Annotated in this window: 17 protein-coding genes; 5 read left to right on the top strand and 12 right to left on the bottom strand. The window is 73.0% G+C overall.

The window, feature by feature from the left end:
• Positions 1 to 105: 105 nt before the first annotated feature.
• From ACS04_RS16500 to ACS04_RS16480, 5 genes are all read right to left on the bottom strand, one after another.
• Positions 106 to 879 carry an SDR family oxidoreductase gene (locus ACS04_RS16500; RefSeq protein WP_048477380.1) on the bottom strand — a complete coding sequence of 258 codons (774 nt, stop codon included), beginning with the start codon at positions 877 to 879 and terminating at the stop codon, positions 106 to 108.
• 19 nt (positions 880 to 898) lie between these two features.
• Positions 899 to 1660: a 3-oxoacyl-ACP reductase FabG gene (gene fabG / locus ACS04_RS16495; RefSeq protein WP_048477379.1), complete on the bottom strand. Its 762-nt coding sequence runs from the start codon at positions 1658 to 1660 to the stop codon at positions 899 to 901.
• Between the two features lie 178 nt (positions 1661 to 1838).
• Positions 1839 to 2222 (bottom strand): DUF3037 domain-containing protein, encoded by a 384-nt coding sequence (locus tag ACS04_RS16490; RefSeq protein WP_048477378.1) that lies wholly within the window; start codon positions 2220 to 2222, stop codon positions 1839 to 1841.
• A complete protein-coding gene (locus tag ACS04_RS16485; RefSeq protein WP_048477377.1) occupies positions 2219 to 3058 on the bottom strand; it encodes a HipA family kinase in 840 nt (279 codons plus the stop codon). Before ACS04_RS16485 ends, ACS04_RS16490 begins: the two co-directional genes overlap by 4 nt.
• Before the next feature lie 49 nt (positions 3059 to 3107).
• Positions 3108 to 3728 (bottom strand): isochorismatase family protein, encoded by a 621-nt coding sequence (locus ACS04_RS16480; protein ID WP_048477376.1) that lies wholly within the window; start codon positions 3726 to 3728, stop codon positions 3108 to 3110.
• Between the two features lie 76 nt (positions 3729 to 3804).
• Between ACS04_RS16480 and ACS04_RS16475 the strand changes: the two genes are divergently transcribed.
• Positions 3805 to 4263: a pyridoxamine 5'-phosphate oxidase family protein gene (locus ACS04_RS16475; RefSeq protein WP_048477375.1), complete on the top strand. Its 459-nt coding sequence runs from the start codon at positions 3805 to 3807 to the stop codon at positions 4261 to 4263.
• A 4-nt stretch (positions 4264 to 4267) separates the two neighbouring features.
• Here ACS04_RS16475 and ACS04_RS16470 read toward each other — a convergent pair whose 3' ends face one another.
• Positions 4268 to 5170, bottom strand: coding sequence for a LysR family transcriptional regulator (locus tag ACS04_RS16470; protein ID WP_048477374.1), 903 nt, complete (start codon positions 5168 to 5170; stop codon positions 4268 to 4270).
• A gap of 74 nt (positions 5171 to 5244) precedes the next feature.
• Between ACS04_RS16470 and ACS04_RS16465 the strand changes: the two genes are divergently transcribed.
• The gene (locus tag ACS04_RS16465; RefSeq protein WP_107438624.1) at positions 5245 to 6189 is read left to right on the top strand and encodes a DMT family transporter; all 945 of its coding nucleotides are present in this window, start codon (positions 5245 to 5247) and stop codon (positions 6187 to 6189) included.
• 30 nt (positions 6190 to 6219) lie between these two features.
• Here the strand turns inward: ACS04_RS16465 and ACS04_RS16460 are convergent, their stop codons facing one another.
• The gene (locus ACS04_RS16460) at positions 6220 to 7551 is read right to left on the bottom strand and encodes an aminotransferase class I/II-fold pyridoxal phosphate-dependent enzyme (RefSeq protein ID WP_078864847.1); all 1332 of its coding nucleotides are present in this window, start codon (positions 7549 to 7551) and stop codon (positions 6220 to 6222) included.
• 37 nt (positions 7552 to 7588) lie between these two features.
• On the opposite strand from ACS04_RS16460, the gene ACS04_RS16455 reads away from it, so the two are divergent.
• The gene (locus ACS04_RS16455; protein ID WP_048477371.1) at positions 7589 to 8311 is read left to right on the top strand and encodes a pyridoxamine 5'-phosphate oxidase family protein; all 723 of its coding nucleotides are present in this window, start codon (positions 7589 to 7591) and stop codon (positions 8309 to 8311) included.
• Here ACS04_RS16455 and ACS04_RS16450 read toward each other — a convergent pair.
• Together ACS04_RS16450 and ACS04_RS16445 are read right to left on the bottom strand one after the other, a co-directional pair.
• On the bottom strand, positions 8293 to 9351 hold the full coding sequence (locus ACS04_RS16450; RefSeq protein ID WP_078864846.1) for a DMT family transporter: 1059 nt from the start codon (positions 9349 to 9351) through the stop codon (positions 8293 to 8295). The genes ACS04_RS16455 and ACS04_RS16450 overlap by 19 nt on opposite strands.
• 163 nt (positions 9352 to 9514) lie before the next feature.
• Positions 9515 to 10486, bottom strand: a complete 972-nt coding sequence (locus ACS04_RS16445) for an EamA family transporter (RefSeq protein WP_048477370.1) — start codon at positions 10484 to 10486, stop codon at positions 9515 to 9517.
• Between the two features lie 171 nt (positions 10487 to 10657).
• Here ACS04_RS16445 and ACS04_RS16440 point away from each other — a divergent pair, with 171 nt between their 5' ends.
• Positions 10658 to 11086 carry a type II toxin-antitoxin system Rv0910 family toxin gene (locus tag ACS04_RS16440; RefSeq protein ID WP_048477369.1) on the top strand — a complete coding sequence of 143 codons (429 nt, stop codon included), beginning with the start codon at positions 10658 to 10660 and terminating at the stop codon, positions 11084 to 11086.
• Between the two features lie 138 nt (positions 11087 to 11224).
• Here ACS04_RS16440 and ACS04_RS16435 read toward each other — a convergent pair whose 3' ends face one another.
• Positions 11225 to 11842 carry a PadR family transcriptional regulator gene (locus ACS04_RS16435; protein ID WP_048477368.1) on the bottom strand — a complete coding sequence of 206 codons (618 nt, stop codon included), beginning with the start codon at positions 11840 to 11842 and terminating at the stop codon, positions 11225 to 11227.
• Between the two features lie 180 nt (positions 11843 to 12022).
• Between ACS04_RS16435 and ACS04_RS16430 the strand changes: the two genes are divergently transcribed.
• Entirely contained in the window at positions 12023 to 12847 is an 825-nt protein-coding gene (locus ACS04_RS16430) for a PhzF family phenazine biosynthesis protein (protein ID WP_048477367.1), read from the top strand.
• A gap of 26 nt (positions 12848 to 12873) precedes the next feature.
• Here the strand turns inward: ACS04_RS16430 and ACS04_RS16425 are convergent, their stop codons facing one another.
• Together ACS04_RS16425 and ACS04_RS16420 are read right to left on the bottom strand one after the other, a co-directional pair.
• Entirely contained in the window at positions 12874 to 13617 is a 744-nt protein-coding gene (locus ACS04_RS16425; protein ID WP_107438626.1) for a CPBP family intramembrane glutamic endopeptidase, read from the bottom strand.
• Positions 13618 to 13772: 155 nt separating this feature from the next.
• The gene (locus ACS04_RS16420) at positions 13773 to 15308 is read right to left on the bottom strand and encodes a glutamate-cysteine ligase family protein (protein WP_048477365.1); all 1536 of its coding nucleotides are present in this window, start codon (positions 15306 to 15308) and stop codon (positions 13773 to 13775) included.
• Between the last annotated feature and the right edge of the window lie 195 nt (positions 15309 to 15503).

Genomic DNA, 15503 nt, shown 5'->3' with positions numbered 1-15503 from the left:
GCCTCACAAATCCAATGGGCAGGTTTCATGTGACACTTGACCGATTTCGTGCATGTTAGGTACGCATTTGCCTCCCCCTGGGAGGCAAATGCGTCCGATTATCGATCAGTGGACTCCGGCATTGAGGAACATTCCTCCGTCGACGACGAGAGTTTGGCCCGTGATCCATTCCGCTTGTGCAGATGTAAGAAACGCCGCCGCCCCGCCGATGTCCGCCGGGACCCCCAGCCGGCCGAGCGGATACGCCGCCGCGGCCTCCTGCTCGCGGCCCTCGTAGAGCGCCTGGGCGAACTTGGTCTTGACCACCGCGGGGGCGATCGCGTTGACCCTGACCCCGGGCGCCATCTCGTGGGCGAGCTGGAGGGTGAGGTTGACCATGGCGGCCTTGCTCATCCCGTACGCGCCGATGAAGGGCGAGGCGGAGACCCCGGCGATGGACGCGATGTTCACGATCGCGCCGCCGTTGTCCTTCTGCCAGGCGTGCCAGGTCCGCTGGGCGAACCCGAGCGCCGAGATCACGTTGGTCTCGAAGACCTTGCGCGCCACGCCGAGGTCCAGGTCCGCGATGGGACCGAACACCGGGTTGGTGCCCGCGTTGTTGACCAGGAAGTCGACGCGTCCGAAGGCCTCCATCGTCCGCTCGACCGCGACGGCCTGGTGGGCCTCGTCGTGCGCCTTGCCGGCCACCCCGATCACCCGGTCCGCCCCGAGCGCCTCGACGGCCTCCTTGAGGGCGTCCTCGTTGCGGCCCGTGATGCACACCCGGTCGCCGCGGGCGACGAGCGCCTCGGCGATGCCGTAGCCGATGCCCCGGCTCCCCCCGGTGATCAGCGCGACCTTGCCGCTGTCCGCCGCCCTCTGCGTGCTGCTGTCCGTCATGTGCTGCGCCTGCCTCTCGTCAGTTGAGCGGGCCGCCGGCCACGTACATGACCTGGCCGGAGACGAAGCCGGCGGCCTCGCCCGTGAAGAAGGCGATCGCGTTGGCGATGTCGTCCGGACGGCCGACGCGCTGCACCGGGATCTGCGTGGCCGCGGCGGCCTGGAACTCCTCGAAGCCCATGCCCACGCGCGCGGCCGTCTGGGCGGTCATCTCCGTGGCGATGAAGCCGGGGGCGACGGCGTTGGCGGTGACGCCGAACTTGCCGAGCTCGATGGCCAGCGTCTTGGTGAAGCCCTGCAGGCCGGCCTTGGCGGCGGAGTAGTTGGCCTGGCCGCGGTTGCCCAGCGCCGAGCTGCTGGAGAGGTTGACGATGCGGCCGAACTTGGCCTCCACCATGTACTTCTGACAGGCCTTGGACATCAGGAACGCACCGCGCAGGTGGACGTTCATGACCGTGTCCCAGTCATTCTCGCTCATCTTGAAGAGCAGGTTGTCGCGCAGCACTCCCGCGTTGTTGACCAGGATCGTCGGCGCGCCCAAGGTGCTCGCGACGCGCTCGACGGCCGCCTCCACCTGCGCCGCGTCGCTGACGTCGCAGCCGACCGCGAGGGCCTTGCCGCCGGCCGCCGTGATCGCCTCGACGGTGTCCTTGCAGGCCGCCTCGTCGAGATCGAGTACGGCAACCGCGCGGCCCTCGGCGGCCAGGCGCACGGCGGTGGCCGCGCCGATGCCCCGGGCCGCCCCGGTCACGATCGCGACGCGCTGCTCGGTGGTGGACATGGTGGATCTCCTCGCCCTCGGAATCCTCGTCAGCGGTTCCTCGTGGGTGAGCAACCGCTTAGTAGCTTCAGCTGAGGAGACGCTAGGAGCCCTGGCACCCGGTGTCAACGGCACCGGGCCCCAGGGCTCTCGGACGGTGGCGGCCACCGTGCGGATCCTCGTGCGGATCCCCGTACGATCAGCGGACCAGCAGGTCCAGCAGCCGTTCCACCTCGGCCTCCGGGTCGGCCGTCAGGCCGGTGTGCACCGGGCCGGGCTGCACCACCGTGCTGCGCGGGGCGATCAGCCAGCGGAACCGGCGGCCCGCGTCGTCGCCGGCCGCCTGGCCCGCGCCCTCGCCCCCGCCGCACACGCCCTCGACGGCGCGCAGCGCCGCCCGTACGCCCGCGACGTCGGCCTTCGGGTCCAGGGCGAGGAGTCTGGCCTCGTCCAGGTGGGTGCGCGCGGCCGCGAAGGAGCGGGCCCGGCAGTAGACGATCACGCCGGCGTTGAAGCACTCCCCGCGCTCCACCCGGGGCACCACGCGCACCAGCGCGTACTCGAACACGTCCCGCTTGGTCACTCGCTGTCGCTCTTCATCTTCCGGGGGCGGGGGTCGAGGCGGTCGGCGAGCCAGCCGGGCGGACCCGTCCTGACCTTCACCTCGGCCTCCATCGTGATCCTCTCGTGGATCGTGGCCGCGCGCGGCAGCAGGACGTCCACGTAGGCGCGGCGCAGCGCGTCGGTGGAGTCGAAGCCGGGCTCGTCGACCAGCCACTCGTCGGGCACGTCGGCGACGACCTCTTCGAGCAGTTCCCGCGTCACCAGGGGCGCGAGCGCGGCGGCGGCCGCCGCGATGTCCGGTCCGACGGGGGCCAGGACGTGGTCGGAGGCGTTGTACGGCTTGGCGGCCGCGCTCTGGGCGGTGGGCCAGTTGTGGTGCCAGATCATGGTGGCGCCGTGGTCGATGAGCCACAGGTCCCCGTGCCAGACCAGCATGTTCGGGTTGCGCCAGGACCGGTCGACGTTGTTGATCAGGGCGTCGAACCAGACCACGCGGCCCGCCTCGGCCGGGTCGACCTGGTAGGCGAGCGGGTCGAAGCCGATCGACCCGGGCAGGTAGTCCATGCCGAGGTTGAGTCCGCCGCTGGCCTTCAGCAGCTCCTGGACTTCCTGGTCGGGCTCGCCGAGCCCGATCACGGGGTCGAGCTGCATCTGCACCAGCCGCGGGACCCGCAGGCCCAGCCGCTGGGCGAGGCGTCCGCAGACGACTTCGGCGACCAGGGTCTTGCGCCCCTGACCGGCTCCGGTGAATTTCATGACGTAGGTACCGAGGTCGTCGGCCTCGACGATCCCCGGGAGCGAGCCGCCCTCACGCAAGGGCGTGACGTAGCGGGTCGCGATCACTTCGGACAGCATCAGCCCAGGTTACGGGGGCGGGCGCGGGGAGCGCGCCCGCCGGGCGGAATCACGCCGCTCGGGCGCCGGCCCACCGCTCCAGCAGGGCGCCGGTGGTGGTGACGGTCGCGACGAGCGCCAGGCAGTTGCGGATCACCTCGGCGGTGTACGCGGCGGGCACCCCCGCGATGGCGTCGGAGGGGACCACGACCCGGTAGCCGAGGTTCACGGCGTCGAAGACGGCGTTCGGGATCGCGATGTTCGAGGAGACCCCGGTGACGACGAGGGTGCGGATGCCGAGGTTGCGCAGGAGCGGGTCCACGTCGGTGCCGGCGATCGGCGAGAGCCCGTGCAGCCGGCGGACCACCAGGTCGTTCCCGGCCACCGCGATCGGGGCCGCCACCTCCACCGCCGGGCTGCCCGACAGCTGTCGGACGGGGAGTTTCCCGGCGGCCCGGAACAGCCGCGCGTTGTCGTTCGCGGCCAGTCCGTCGGGCCGGCGCTCGGCGATCGCGTGCAGCACCTGCACGCGGGCCGCGTGCGCGGCGTCCACCAGCGCGGCCACCCGCCCCAGCATCCCCGAGTCCCGTGCCTCCTTGGCGAGTTCGGGCAGGGCGCTCTCCTCGCCGACGACGCCGTTCTGGCACTCGACGGTGAGCAGCGCGGTGGTGGCGGGATCGAGTTCCGGCATGGCTCCCCCTGGTGTGACGGCGACCGATCCCGCATGATTCCTGACACTCAGTCAGATGTGAAGGGGTGCGGGACCGATGGACGGATCACAGCGGCGGGGCCGCCGCATCATGATGACCGACGAGGAAGTGGACGCCTTCCTGCGCGAGCAGCGCACCTGCCGGGTGGCGACCGTCTCCGCGGACGGCCGTCCCCATGTGGGAGCCCTGTGGTTCGCCTGGGACGGGACCTCGCTGTGGCTGTACTCGATCACCCGCAGCCGCCGCTGGTCGGATCTGCGGAGGGACCCGCGGATCTCGGTGGTCGTGGACGCCGGCGAGGCGTACGGCGAACTGCGCGGGGTCGAACTCTGCGGCAGCGCCGTCTTCGTGGGAGAGGCCCCGCGCACGGGCGAACCCTGCCCGGAGCTCGCCGAGGCGGAGCGGCTGTTCCCGGCCAAGAACTTCGGGATCGAGGAGATGCCGCACGACGGCCGCCACGCCTGGATCCGCCTCACCCCGGAGTCGGTCGTCTCCTGGGATTTCCGCAAGCTCTGAGGTCCTACCCGGCCGCGGCGGCGGCCTGCTCCAGTGCTGCCACGGCGGCCCTGATCGAGGGCCGCCGGTCCGCGTCGGCCCGCCACACGACGTACACGTGGCGCCGGACGGAGTCGCAGACCGGCAGCAGCCGGACCCCGGCCGGCACCGGACCGCGCCCGAGCCGGGGCGCCACGCACACCCCGAGCCCGGCCTCCACGAAGGCGAGCTGGGTGTGGTGCTCCTCGGCGATGTGCGCGATGCGCGGCTCGATGCCGGTTCCGCGCAGCGTGTACACGAGCCACTCGTGGCAGAACTGGCCCTCGTTCCAGGAGATCCAGTCGTCGTAGGCGAACTCGGCCAGGGAGATCCGGTCGCGGTCGGCCAGCCGGTGGCCGGCCGGGACCGCGATGTCGCAGGAGTCGTCGAGGAGGTGCGCCCGGGTGAGGTCGGCGGGGACCGGCATGCGCTTGTTGTGCCAGTCGATGGCCAGGGCCAGGTCGAGGTCCCCGCGCACGACCGCCGCCATGGCCTCCTCCGGCTCCTGCTCCCGTACGCGGGTCCGCAGTTCGGGGTGGGCGGCGCGCAGGGCGGTCAGCGCCTGGGGCAGCAGCCCGCGCATGGCCGTCGGGAAGGCGCCGATCCGCAGCTCGCCGACGGCGCAGCCCCGCTGGGCCTCGACGTCGGACTGGGCCAGTTCGACCTGGGAGATGATGCGGGCCGCGTGGTCGGCGAGCAGCCGTCCGGCGTCGGTGAGCCGGACCCCGCGGCCGTTCTTGGCCAGCAGCGGCTGGCCCACCTCCCGTTCCAGCTTGGCCATCTGCTGGGAGACGGCGGAGGTGGTGACGTGGAGCCCGTCGGCCGCCGCGCTGACCGAGCCGTGGCGGGCGAGGGCGTCGAGGGTGCGCAGGCGCTCCAGGTTCAACATGTAAGCGATGCTACGCCGTCACCGTGAAAAAATCTCGCTTGTCCTACGTAGTTGAGCGGAGCAGAGTTCTCCTCATGAGCGCACCCGCCACCCCTCGTCCCGCCCCTGACCTCACCCTCCCCCCGCCGGTCACCGCCGCCCGCACCGCCCGGGTGGACTGGCGGATCCGCTTCGCGGTCCTCTCGGTGGTCTGGGGCTTCAGCTTCCTGCTGATCAAGGTGGGCACCGAGGCCTACGCCCCCTTCCAAGTGGCGCTCGGGCGGGTGTTCTTCGGGGCGCTCGCCCTGCTGGCCGTGCTCCTGGTCCGCCGCGAGCCGCTCCCCCGCGGCCGCCGCACCTGGGCCCACCTGTTCGTGGCGGCGCTCCTGCTCAACACCGCCCCCTTCTCGCTGTTCGCGTACGCCGAGCTGAGCATCCCGTCGAGCCTGGCCGGGATCTGCAACGCGACCTCGCCGCTGTGGGGCATGGCGCTGTCGCTGGTGGCCCTGTCCGAAGACCGCCCCACGCGCCGGCGCTTCGCCGGCCTGGGTCTGGGCTTCCTCGGCGTCCTGACGGTCCTCGGCGCCTGGCAGGGCTTCTCGGGCATCGACGCCAGGGGCACCGCGCTCGCCCTGCTCGCCTCGCTCTGCTACCCGGTCGGCTGGATCTACGTCCGGCGCACGCTGGCCTCGGTCCCGGGCTCCCCGGTGGCGCTGACCGGCGCGCAGCTGATGGTGTCCACGCTGCAACTGCTGGCGGTCAGCGCCGCGTTCACCTCGGCCCCGGCCTCGTTCCCCCTCTGGCCGACGCTGTCGGTGATGGCGCTCGGCGCCCTGGGCACGGGGATGGCGCTGCAGATGCAGTACGGGCTGGTGACGGAGGTCGGCCCGACCACGGCCCAGATGGTCACGTACTTCATCCCGGTCATCGCCACCACGGCGGGCGTCCTGCTCCTCGGCGAGCAGCTCCACTGGAACACCCCGGTGGGCGCGGCGATCGTCCTCGCGGGGGCGGCGCTCACCCAGACCCGCCGCCGCTGAACCGGTACGGGAGGACGCGGCGGCGGGCGGTCAGTCGAAGCGGCCGCCCGCCGCAGGGCGTACCGACGCGGCCACCGCCTCCGCGAGCCCCGCCACCTCGCCGGGCCGGACGCCCGACACCGTGATCCGTACGCCCGACCCCGAGACCACCCGGAACCGGCTGCCCGGCGCCACCGCCCAGCCCGCGGCCAGCAGCCGGGTCACGGCCCCCGTCTCGTCGGCGACCGGCACCCACACGTTCATCCCGCTGCGCCCGTGCGCCGCGACGCCCCGCTCCCGCAGCGCCGCGACCAGCGCGTCCCGGCGCTCCGCGTAGGAGCGCGCGACCGCCGCCCGGTCCACCGCCCCCGAGCTCCACAGCTCGACCACCGCGTACTGGAGCAGCCGGCTCACCCACCCCGGGCCCAGCCGCTGCCGCCCCCGTACCCGGTCCAGCGTCACGGCGTCGCCGGTCAGCACCGCCAGCCGCAGGTCCGGCCCGTACGCCTTCGCCGTCGAGCGGACCAGCGCCCAGTGCCGGGTCACCCCGCCGAGCGAGTGCAGCGGCAGGTCCACGATGGCGTGCCCGTGATCGTCGTCGACCACCAGCACCTGCGGATGGCGCGCCAGCACGGCGCGCAGCTGCGCCGCCCGCTCGGCGCTCACCGCCGCCCCGGTCGGGTTCTGCGCCCGCGCCGTCACCAGCAGCGCCCGCGCGCCTTCCCCGAGCACCCGCTCCACCGCGGAGACGAGTGGCCCGTCGTCGTCCACCGCCACCGGGACGACCCGCAGCCCCAGCGCCGCCGCCAGGTCCAGCACGCTCCCCCAGCCCGGGTCCTCGATCGCCACCGCGTCCCCCGGCCGCAGGTGCGCGGCCAGTACCCGCTCGATCCCGTCCAACGCGCCCGAGGTCACCCCCACCGGCCCGCCGGGCACCCCGTCCGCGTCGAAGTCGGCCCGGGCCAGCCGCTCCAGCTCCGGCACCACCGGGGCGTCCCCGTACAGCGTCGGCGCCTGCGCGTGCCGCCGGGCCGCCTCGGCCAGGGCCCCCTCCAGCCCGGGCAGCAGCCGGACGTCCGGGTTGCCGGACGCGACGTCCCGCACCCCGGGCGGCACCGCCACCCGCAGTTCGTCGCGCGGGGCGGTGGCCGGCCTGCCGCGCACCCGGCTGCCGCGGCGCCCGTCGGTCTCGATGACCCCGCGCTCGCGCAGCGTCCGGTAGGCCGCGGCGACGGTGTTCGGGTTCACCCCGAGCCCGGCCGCGAGCTCCCGCATGGGCGGCAGCAGCGCTCCCGGGACCAGGGCGCCCGATCCGACGCCCGCCTCGACACTCGCCGCGATGTCCGATGCGCGACGCCCTGTGATCCGATACTCTCCTAGCACAAAGCCAAGTATGCACTAATACAATGGAGAACGCACCATGACCGCCACGACCGACACGCAAGAGGTTCCCGAGACGGCCGGGACGAGCGAGACGGCCGGGGTGACCGGCGGCGGCTACGAGCCCACCGGCCGCACCGTCCCGAGCCGCTCCCGCGAGCGAGCCCGCTACGACCGCGAGACGGTCCACGCGATACTCGACCAGGCGTACGTCTGCCACCTCGGCTTCGTGCGCGACGGCGCCCCGGTGGTCCTGCCGACCCTGTACGGGCGCGTCGGCGAGACCCTCTACGTCCACGGCTCGACCGGTTCCCGCCCGCTGCTCGCCGCCGGCCAGACCGACCCGGGACTGCCCGTCTGCCTGACCGTGACGCACGTGGACGGCCTGGTGCTGGCCCGCTCCGCCTTCCACCACTCGATCAACTACCGCTCGGTGGTCGTGCACGGCATCGCCCACCAGGTGACCGACGAGGCCGAGCGCCGGACGGCCCTCGACGCCCTCGTCGACCACGTGGTTCCCGGCCGCTCCGCCGACTCCCGGCCCGCCAACGCCAAGGAGCTCGCCGCCACCGCGGTGATCCGCCTCGACCTCACCGAGGTGTCGGCGAAGATCCGTACGGGCGGCCCCAACGACGAGCCCGAGGACCTGGGCCTGCCCTACTGGTCGGGCGTGGTCCCGGTGGCGCCGGTGCACGGCGCCCCGATCCCGGCCGACGACCTGACCCCCGGGGTCGCCGTTCCGGACTACCTCGCCGCGCTCTGAGCCCGGCGGGGGTCACGGGGCTCATCCGGCTCACGAGGCTCCCCCGTCTCGGCCACCCCATACGGCTCACGGGGCTCCCGGGCGGGCCGCACCTCCGGCCCGCCCGCGGGGCCGCCCCCGCCCTGCCCGGCCTCGTCGGCGATCAGCGCACCGACCGCCGCCAGCAGCAGTACGGTGCCCAGCACCACGGCGCCGGTCAGCCGTTCCCCCAGCACCAGGACGGCGATCCCGGCCGCGCTGACCGGCTCGATCAGCATGATCACGGACACCGTCGCGGCCCGCACCGCGGCGGCCCCGGTGAAGTACAGCGCGTACGCCAGCGCCGTCGGCACCGTGGCCACGTACACCAGCAGCCACAGCACCCGCCCGAGTTCGGCGGTGTGCGGCCACAGCCCCTCCGCCGCGGCGAGCGGCAGCAGGCACACCGTGCCCACCGCGACCGACCAGGCGGTGGTGACCAGCGGGTCCCCGCCCGCTCCGCGCCGGCCCAGCGAACGGGCCCGCAGGGTCATCCCAGCGTACCCGGCGGCCGACAGCAGGGCCCAGCCGACGCCGAGCGGCCGCACCTCGCCTCCCCCGCCGCCCAGGACGAGCACGGCGAGCCCGGCGAGCGCCCCCACGACGGCGGCCACACCGCCCCGGCCCAGCCGCTCGCCCATCCAGTAGCGCGCCCCGACCGCGATCAGCACTGGTCCGGCGCCCAGGGTGACCACGGTGCCGACCGCCAGGCCGGTCTCGCGCACGGCCCCGAAGTACGCGGCTTGGAAGAGCGTGAACATCAGGCCGGTCCCGATGAGCGAGGCCGCCGACGGCCGCGCCGCGGCCCGGGCGGCGGCCGCCGCACCCCGGGGCCGGCGTACGGCGAGGACCCCGAGCAGCACCACCAGGCCGCCGGCGCAGCGCCAGAACGACAGGGCGAGCGGGCCCAGGTCACTGGCCAGGAAGAGGAGGGAAGCGGCCGCTCCGGCGGTGCCCCAGGCGGCTCCGGCGACGACGAGGTACGACAGACTGCGCCCGGAAGCGGGCGAAGGATTCGACACGAGTGTGCTCCGCGCATGCGTGAAGGATGAAGGTAAAGGTCATCTCTTCGCGGGCAGCGCGGACCCGCCCGGGAACTCTCCGGGCCGGATCCTCGTCACAGGGGCAGCTGCCCGCGGCTACGCGGCGGGAGGCGGAAGCACAGTCGAATGCACGATCGTCACTCTAGGCCCTCGTCGTCTCGCGGTCCAGAACGACCGCCTCCGGATCGGCCGCTCCCGGCGGGGTGGGCCGCGCGGACTGCGCGATGAACGCCCCGCCCAGGACCAGCGCACCGCCGATGATCTGTGGGGTCGAGAGGTGCTCGTTCAGCAGGATCCAGGCGAACACGGTGGCCACCACCGCCTCCAGGCAGGCCACGACACCGGCCACCTGGGGCGAGAGCTTGCGCACCGAGACCACGCCGGTCAGGTACGCGAAGACGGTCGCGATCAGCACCACCCAGGCGAGCAGCACCCACGCGGGCACCCTCAGGTCCCCCATCGAGGCCTGCCCGCCCAGCACCTGCCAGTCCATCCGCCACGGTCGGGCGATCACCGTCATCACCAGCGCCCCGACGAGCATGCCGTACGCGATCACACCGATCGGGTCGGGTACCTCGCCCTCGGCCCCGTCGCCCGCGCCGTGGTCCGCGAACACGAAGTAGAAGGCCTGGCAGCAGGCGGCGGCGAGGCCGAGCAGCACGCCGAGGGGGTCCAGGCTCAGTCCGGACCAGATCTCCACGACGCAGGCCAGCCCCACGACGGCGACGGCGGCGCCGGCCGCGGCGGCCCGGGTCACCGGCTTGCGCTGTACGAAGCGGATCCAGCCGAGCAGCAGCGCCGGGCCGAGGTACTCCAGCAGCAGGGCCACGCCGACCGGGATCCGGGACAGGGACGCGAAGTAGAAGGCCTGCACACCCGCGACGGCGACGATCCCGAAGCCGGCGAGCAGCAGGGGTTTGCGCGCCAGGAGCCCCCGGTGGCGCCAGGCCAGCGGGGACAGCACCAGCGCCGCCCCGGCCACCCTGAGCCAGACCATGTGGAGGGGGTCGAGACCCGCCTCGATCAGCGGCTTCGCCGCCACACCGGAACCACCGAACGCAACGGCCGAGACGAGCGCGAGGCCCAGTCCGGCGTTTCTCCCTGACGCTTGCATCGGGCCATCATGGCAGGGCCGGTCAGGACCGTCATGGGCGTGACACCTGTTGAGACGGATCCGGGACCGGGCGTGACCGGGCGGATCGTTTCTGACAGCCCGTCAGTATTGAATGTTCCGCCCGCCAGGGCTACCTTCCGCCGCACGTACCCGACGAGAAGGGGTGGCCGCATGGCCGAAGTGACCGCGGAATCACGCATCGAGGCGTCCGCCGCGAAGGTCTGGGCCCAGCTGACGGACTGGGCGGCGTACGGCGAGTGGAGCATGACCCACACCAATTTCCCCGGGGGCGGCCCCGAGACCCTCGCGGTCGGGGCGACCTTCGCGGAGAACATGAAGATGATGGGGTTCCCGGCCGAGGTCGCCTGGACCGTCTCGGAGCTGGAGGACGAGCGCCTCTTCGCCATCACGGGCAAGGGCCCGATGGGCGTGGCCATCCTCACCCGGTACACCCTGATCCCGGACGGCGCGGCCACCACGGTCCGCATCGACGGGGAGTTCAACGGGGCCGCCGTCTCCCTCATGGCGGGCAAGCTCAAGGACTCGGCCTCCGCCGCCCTCAACGAATCGCTGCGCAAGCTGGCCGGCCTGGTCGCCTGACGGCCCCGCCCGACCCCGGCCCCAGCCCTGACTACGGGCCGCCCGGCCCCCGGCCCCTTCCCGGGCGGGTACCCGCGTACGGCGGCGCGCCCCGCGAGTGGACTCGCGGGGCGCGCCGTTTCTTTGCCGCGGGCCGGCTCAGTGCTCGTCGGCCAGGATCAGGTAGAGCTTCTTGCGGGCGTCGTTGATGACCGCGAGGGCCTTCTCGCGCTGCTCGGGCGAACCGGTCTTGAAGACCTGGCCGAAAGCCTCGAACAGACCGATCCCGGCCGTCCGGACCTCGTGCATCGCCTCGAAGTCGAACCCGCGCCCGGCGTCGGCCCAAGGGGCCTCCGCGCCGGACTCGGCCTCGGTGCGGCCCGCGTCGGTGAGCGTGAACAGCTTCTTGCCGCCCTCGCTCTCGCTGGTGATGAGCCCCTCGTCCTCCAGCAGCTGGAGGGTCGGGTAGACCGATCCGGGGCTGGGCTTCCAGGCCCCGCCGCTGCGTTCGCCGATCTCCTGGATCATCTCGTAGCCGTGCATCGGCCGGTCCTTGAGCAGCGCCAGGATCGAGGCGCGCACGTCTCCGCGCCGGGCCCGGCCGCGCGGTCCGCCGCGTCCGCCGCGCCCGCCCCAGGGGCCGCCTCCGAAGGGCGGTCCGAACGGGCCGAAGGCGGCGCGCCGCCCCGTGAACTCCTCCCGACGATCGGGCCCGCAGTGGCCGTGGCCCCGTCCGTGCTCGTGCTGTCCGTGGTCGTGCTGTCCGTGAGAACGCATGGCTGCGCTCCTTTCGTCTTTCGGTTTCCCGTCATCGCTCTTGCGATGCCTCCACTATCGCTGACCCATCGCGACACGTCAACGATATATCGGAAACTCGTACCGAACACGTCCTTGACCAGGCCAGTCATCCGCGATTGGCCTTTGTCGGCGATCGCGAAGCGGCCCTACGGTCGGTTCATGCGCCTCCGTGTCGTCGACGCCTTCACCGACCGCCCCTTCCGCGGAAACCCCGCCGGGGTCCTCCTCCTCGAGGGCGGATTCCCTCCGGACGCCTGGCTCCAGCAGGTGGCCGCCGAGGTCAACCTCTCCGAGACCGCCTTCGCCCACCCCCTGCCGCCCGGCGGCGAAGCCGACTGGGCGCTGCGCTGGTTCACCCCGGCCTCCGAGGTCGACATGTGCGGCCACGCCACGCTCGCCACGGCGCACGTCATCGCGACGAGCGGCCTGGCACGGGGGCTGATCCGGTTCTCCGCGCGGTGCGGCGTCCTGACCGCCGAGGCCGCCGAGGACGGCTCGATCACCATGGACTTCCCGACGTCCTCGCTGACGCCGGTGGCGGCGGATCCCGTCGTACGCAGGGCCCTCGGCGCCGAGATCCGGTCCGTCCACGACACGTCCGAGCACGTCGGCGACCTGCTCGTCGAGCTGGTGGACGAGCGAGCCGTACGGGAGCTCGCCCCCGACCACGCCGCCCTGCGCGGCCACTCGCGCCGCGGGGTGATCGTCACCGCGGCCGCCGAGGATCCCTCGCGCGGGTACGACTTCGTCTCGCGCGGCTTCTTCCCGGCCCTCGGGATCGACGAGGACCCCGTCACCGGCAGCGCCCACACCGCGCTCGCCCCGTTCTGGGCCGCCCGGCTGGGCCGTACCTCGCTCGTCGGCCTCCAGGGCGGCGCGCGCACCGGACTCGTCGCGGTCAGGCCGGCGGGCGACCGTACGCTCCTGACCGGCCACGCGGTCACCGTCATCGACGGCGAACTGCTCGCCCGCCCCCTCCCCTAGGCCGGAACCCGGGACCCGGAACCCGGCTACGGCGTCGGCAGCCAGCCCACCTTGCCCGCGAGCAGCGCGTACCCGCCGAAGGCCACGACGTCGAGCAGGGCGTGCGCGACCACGAGCGGCATGACCCGGCCCCAGCGGCGGTAGGCGAGGACGAAGACGGCGCCCATCACCATGTTGCCGATGAACCCGCCGATGCCCTGGTAGAGGTGGTACGAGCCGCGCAGCACCGAGCTGGCCAGCAGTGCGGCCGTCGGCGACCAGCCCAGCTGGTCGAGGCGGCGCAGCAGGTACGCCAGCACGATGACCTCCTCCACCACGGAGTTCTGCACCGCGGAGAGGATCAGTACGGGGAACTTCCACCACACGTCGGGCAGCGCTTCCGGCACCACCGTCAGGTTGAACCCGCTCGCCCGGGCCCCCAGGTAGAAGGCCAGCCCCGCGCTGCCGATCCCGGCCGCCACCAGGGCTCCGCGCCCCAGGTCCCAGCCGGGCCGGCTGCGGTCGAATCCGAGTGCGCGCAGCCCCGGCACGCCCTCCCGGGTCAGCAGGTGGGCGACCAGCAGCACCGGCACCAGGGCGGTGCCGATGCCGAACAGCTGCCAGGCCAGGTCCAGCCAGGGCCGGCCGGGGGCGTACGAGCCGTTCAAGGTGGCGGCCTGGTCCTTGAGGCCGCCGGGCTTGGTCAGCGAACCGATGAAGCTGATCAGCGAGGAGACGGCGCTCGCCCCCAGCGACAGCGCCAGCACGAGCAGCGTCTCGGTGCGCAGCATGGAGCGCCCGTCGTCGTGCAACGCCTTGACCACCGGCTCCGGCTCCGTCCGCACGTCAGACTCCCGTCCCGCCGTTCCGCTCCGTCCACCCCATACTGCCTCCTCGGCGGGGGAAGCGGATCACCGGACCCGGCGCGGTCGGGCGGCCCGCGGGATCAGCGCCGCGCCGGAACCGCCGCGCTCACCTCCTCCTCCGCCGGCCCGACCGGCCAGGTGTGCACCGGGTCGCCCTTGTGCATCAGCTCGCTGTAGCGCCGGGTGACGGCCGCCAGCGCCTCGTCCCGTTCCATCCCGGACGCCAGCGCCCGGTGGTAGGTGTCCACCTGCCAGGTCGCCCCGTTGACCCGCCGCTGGCAGCGCTCCTCGATGATGCCGAGGTAGTGGTCGCGGTCGGCGGGCTCGATGCCCCACGCGTCCAGTCCGGCCGCCGCCATCGGCAGCAGCTCGTCCAGGACCAGCCGTACGGCGGAGACACTCGCCAGCCCGCCGCCGCGGCCGCGGCGCGGCCAGCGCAGCCGCGCGTCGATCCCGTACCGGCAGGCCGCGTCGAAGTTGGCCTCGGCCTCGGCGAACGGCAGCCGCGTCCACACGGGGCGCTGCTCGTCGGCGAGCGTGCGGACCAGCCCGTAGAAGAAGGCGGCGTTCGCCACGACGTCGGCGACCGTCGGGCCGGCCGGCAGCACCCGGTTCTCCACCCGCAGGTGCGGCACCCCGTCGGCGATCCCGTAGACGGGCCGGTTCCACCGGTAGACCGTGCCGTTGTGCAGGACCAGCTCCTGGAGGCTCGGCACCCCGCCCTCGGCGAGCACGCGCAGCGGCTCCTCCTCGTCGCAGATGGGCAGCAGGGCCGGAAAGTACCGGACGTTCTCGGCGAAGAGCTCGTACGCCGACTCCACCCAGCGCTCCCCGAACCAGGTCCGCGGCCGGACCCCCTGGGCCTGCAGCTCGGGCGGGCGGGTGTCGGTGGCCTGGGCGAACAGCGGCGGCCGCGACTCGCGCCACAGCTCGCGCCCGAACAGGAACGGCGAGTTGGCGCCGACGGCTATCTGCACGGCCGTCACCGCCTGCGCCGCGTTCCACACGTCGGCGAACCGCCCGGGCGTCACTTGCAGGTGCAGCTGTACGGAGGTGCAGGCGGCCTCCGGGACGATCGACCCGGTGCTCCAGGTGAGCCGCTCCACCCCGTCTATGTCGAGCAGGAAGTCCTCGCCCCTCATCATCAGGATCTGCTCGTTCAGCAGCGAGTAACGGTCCACGGCGGAGAGGTTGGCGGTGACCAGGTCGGAGCGGGTGACCGTCGGCAGGATGCCGATCATCACCACCCCGGCGTCGATCTCCGCGGCCTGCCGGTGCGCGTAGCCGAGACCCGCGCTCAGTTCCTCGGCGAGCTGGTCGAATACCCGGCCGCCGAGGCGGTGCGGGAGTACGTTCACCTCCAGGTTGAACATTCCGAGTTCGGTCTGGAAATCCTGGCTCGCTATCCGCTCCAGAACCTGCGCATTCACCATCCTCGGCAATCCGTCGGAACCCGCCAGATTCAGCTCGATCTCCAGCCCCATCATGTTCTTGGGGCGGTCGAACCTCTTCTCCGCCAGAAGCCGCTCCAGCCCCTCCAGGCACTCGTGGAGCTTCCTCCGATACCTCTGCCGATCGGACAGGTCGAATCCGCCCGCCACGACCTTCTCCCCCATCGGAGCGTCCCTCCTCGATTGCGCCCGGCCCGTACCACCCAGGCGCGCGTGTACGGTCGATGATGCCCCGGAGGCGAGATCCATAACGCCGAGGGGGCGTGCGTGGCGGGGAGCGCGCGCCGGTTTGGCCGAAGGGCGCTATGGCACATTCACTTGGCAAGGCGTCGTACGCAAATTCCGCATGGGTTTTGCCGC

This window comes from Streptomyces roseus, assembly GCF_001044425.1.
In the GTDB taxonomy this organism is placed as follows: Bacteria; Actinomycetota; Actinomycetes; order Streptomycetales; family Streptomycetaceae; genus Streptomyces; species Streptomyces roseus.
Note: the sequence above shows the minus strand (reverse complement) of the source record. Positions and strands in the feature narration are given on the sequence as shown.

Coding starts and splice junctions, on each gene's coding strand:
- ACS04_RS16435 (WP_048477368.1), bottom strand. CDS start 11,842: ATGCGTTCTCACGGACAGCACGACCACGGACAGCACGAGCACGGACGG.
- ACS04_RS16440 (WP_048477369.1), top strand. CDS start 10,658: ATGGCCGAAGTGACCGCGGAATCACGCATCGAGGCGTCCGCCGCGAAG.
- ACS04_RS16475 (WP_048477375.1), top strand. CDS start 3,805: ATGGACGGATCACAGCGGCGGGGCCGCCGCATCATGATGACCGACGAG.
- ACS04_RS16480 (WP_048477376.1), bottom strand. CDS start 3,728: ATGCCGGAACTCGATCCCGCCACCACCGCGCTGCTCACCGTCGAGTGC.
- ACS04_RS16430 (WP_048477367.1), top strand. CDS start 12,023: ATGCGCCTCCGTGTCGTCGACGCCTTCACCGACCGCCCCTTCCGCGGA.
- ACS04_RS16445 (WP_048477370.1), bottom strand. CDS start 10,486: ATGCAAGCGTCAGGGAGAAACGCCGGACTGGGCCTCGCGCTCGTCTCG.
- ACS04_RS16485 (WP_048477377.1), bottom strand. CDS start 3,058: ATGCTGTCCGAAGTGATCGCGACCCGCTACGTCACGCCCTTGCGTGAG.
- ACS04_RS16425 (WP_107438626.1), bottom strand. CDS start 13,617: ATGCTGCGCACCGAGACGCTGCTCGTGCTGGCGCTGTCGCTGGGGGCG.
- fabG (WP_048477379.1), bottom strand. CDS start 1,660: ATGTCCACCACCGAGCAGCGCGTCGCGATCGTGACCGGGGCGGCCCGG.
- ACS04_RS16500 (WP_048477380.1), bottom strand. CDS start 879: ATGACGGACAGCAGCACGCAGAGGGCGGCGGACAGCGGCAAGGTCGCG.
- ACS04_RS16455 (WP_048477371.1), top strand. CDS start 7,589: ATGACCGCCACGACCGACACGCAAGAGGTTCCCGAGACGGCCGGGACG.
- ACS04_RS16470 (WP_048477374.1), bottom strand. CDS start 5,170: ATGTTGAACCTGGAGCGCCTGCGCACCCTCGACGCCCTCGCCCGCCAC.
- ACS04_RS16420 (WP_048477365.1), bottom strand. CDS start 15,308: ATGGGGGAGAAGGTCGTGGCGGGCGGATTCGACCTGTCCGATCGGCAG.
- ACS04_RS16465 (WP_107438624.1), top strand. CDS start 5,245: ATGAGCGCACCCGCCACCCCTCGTCCCGCCCCTGACCTCACCCTCCCC.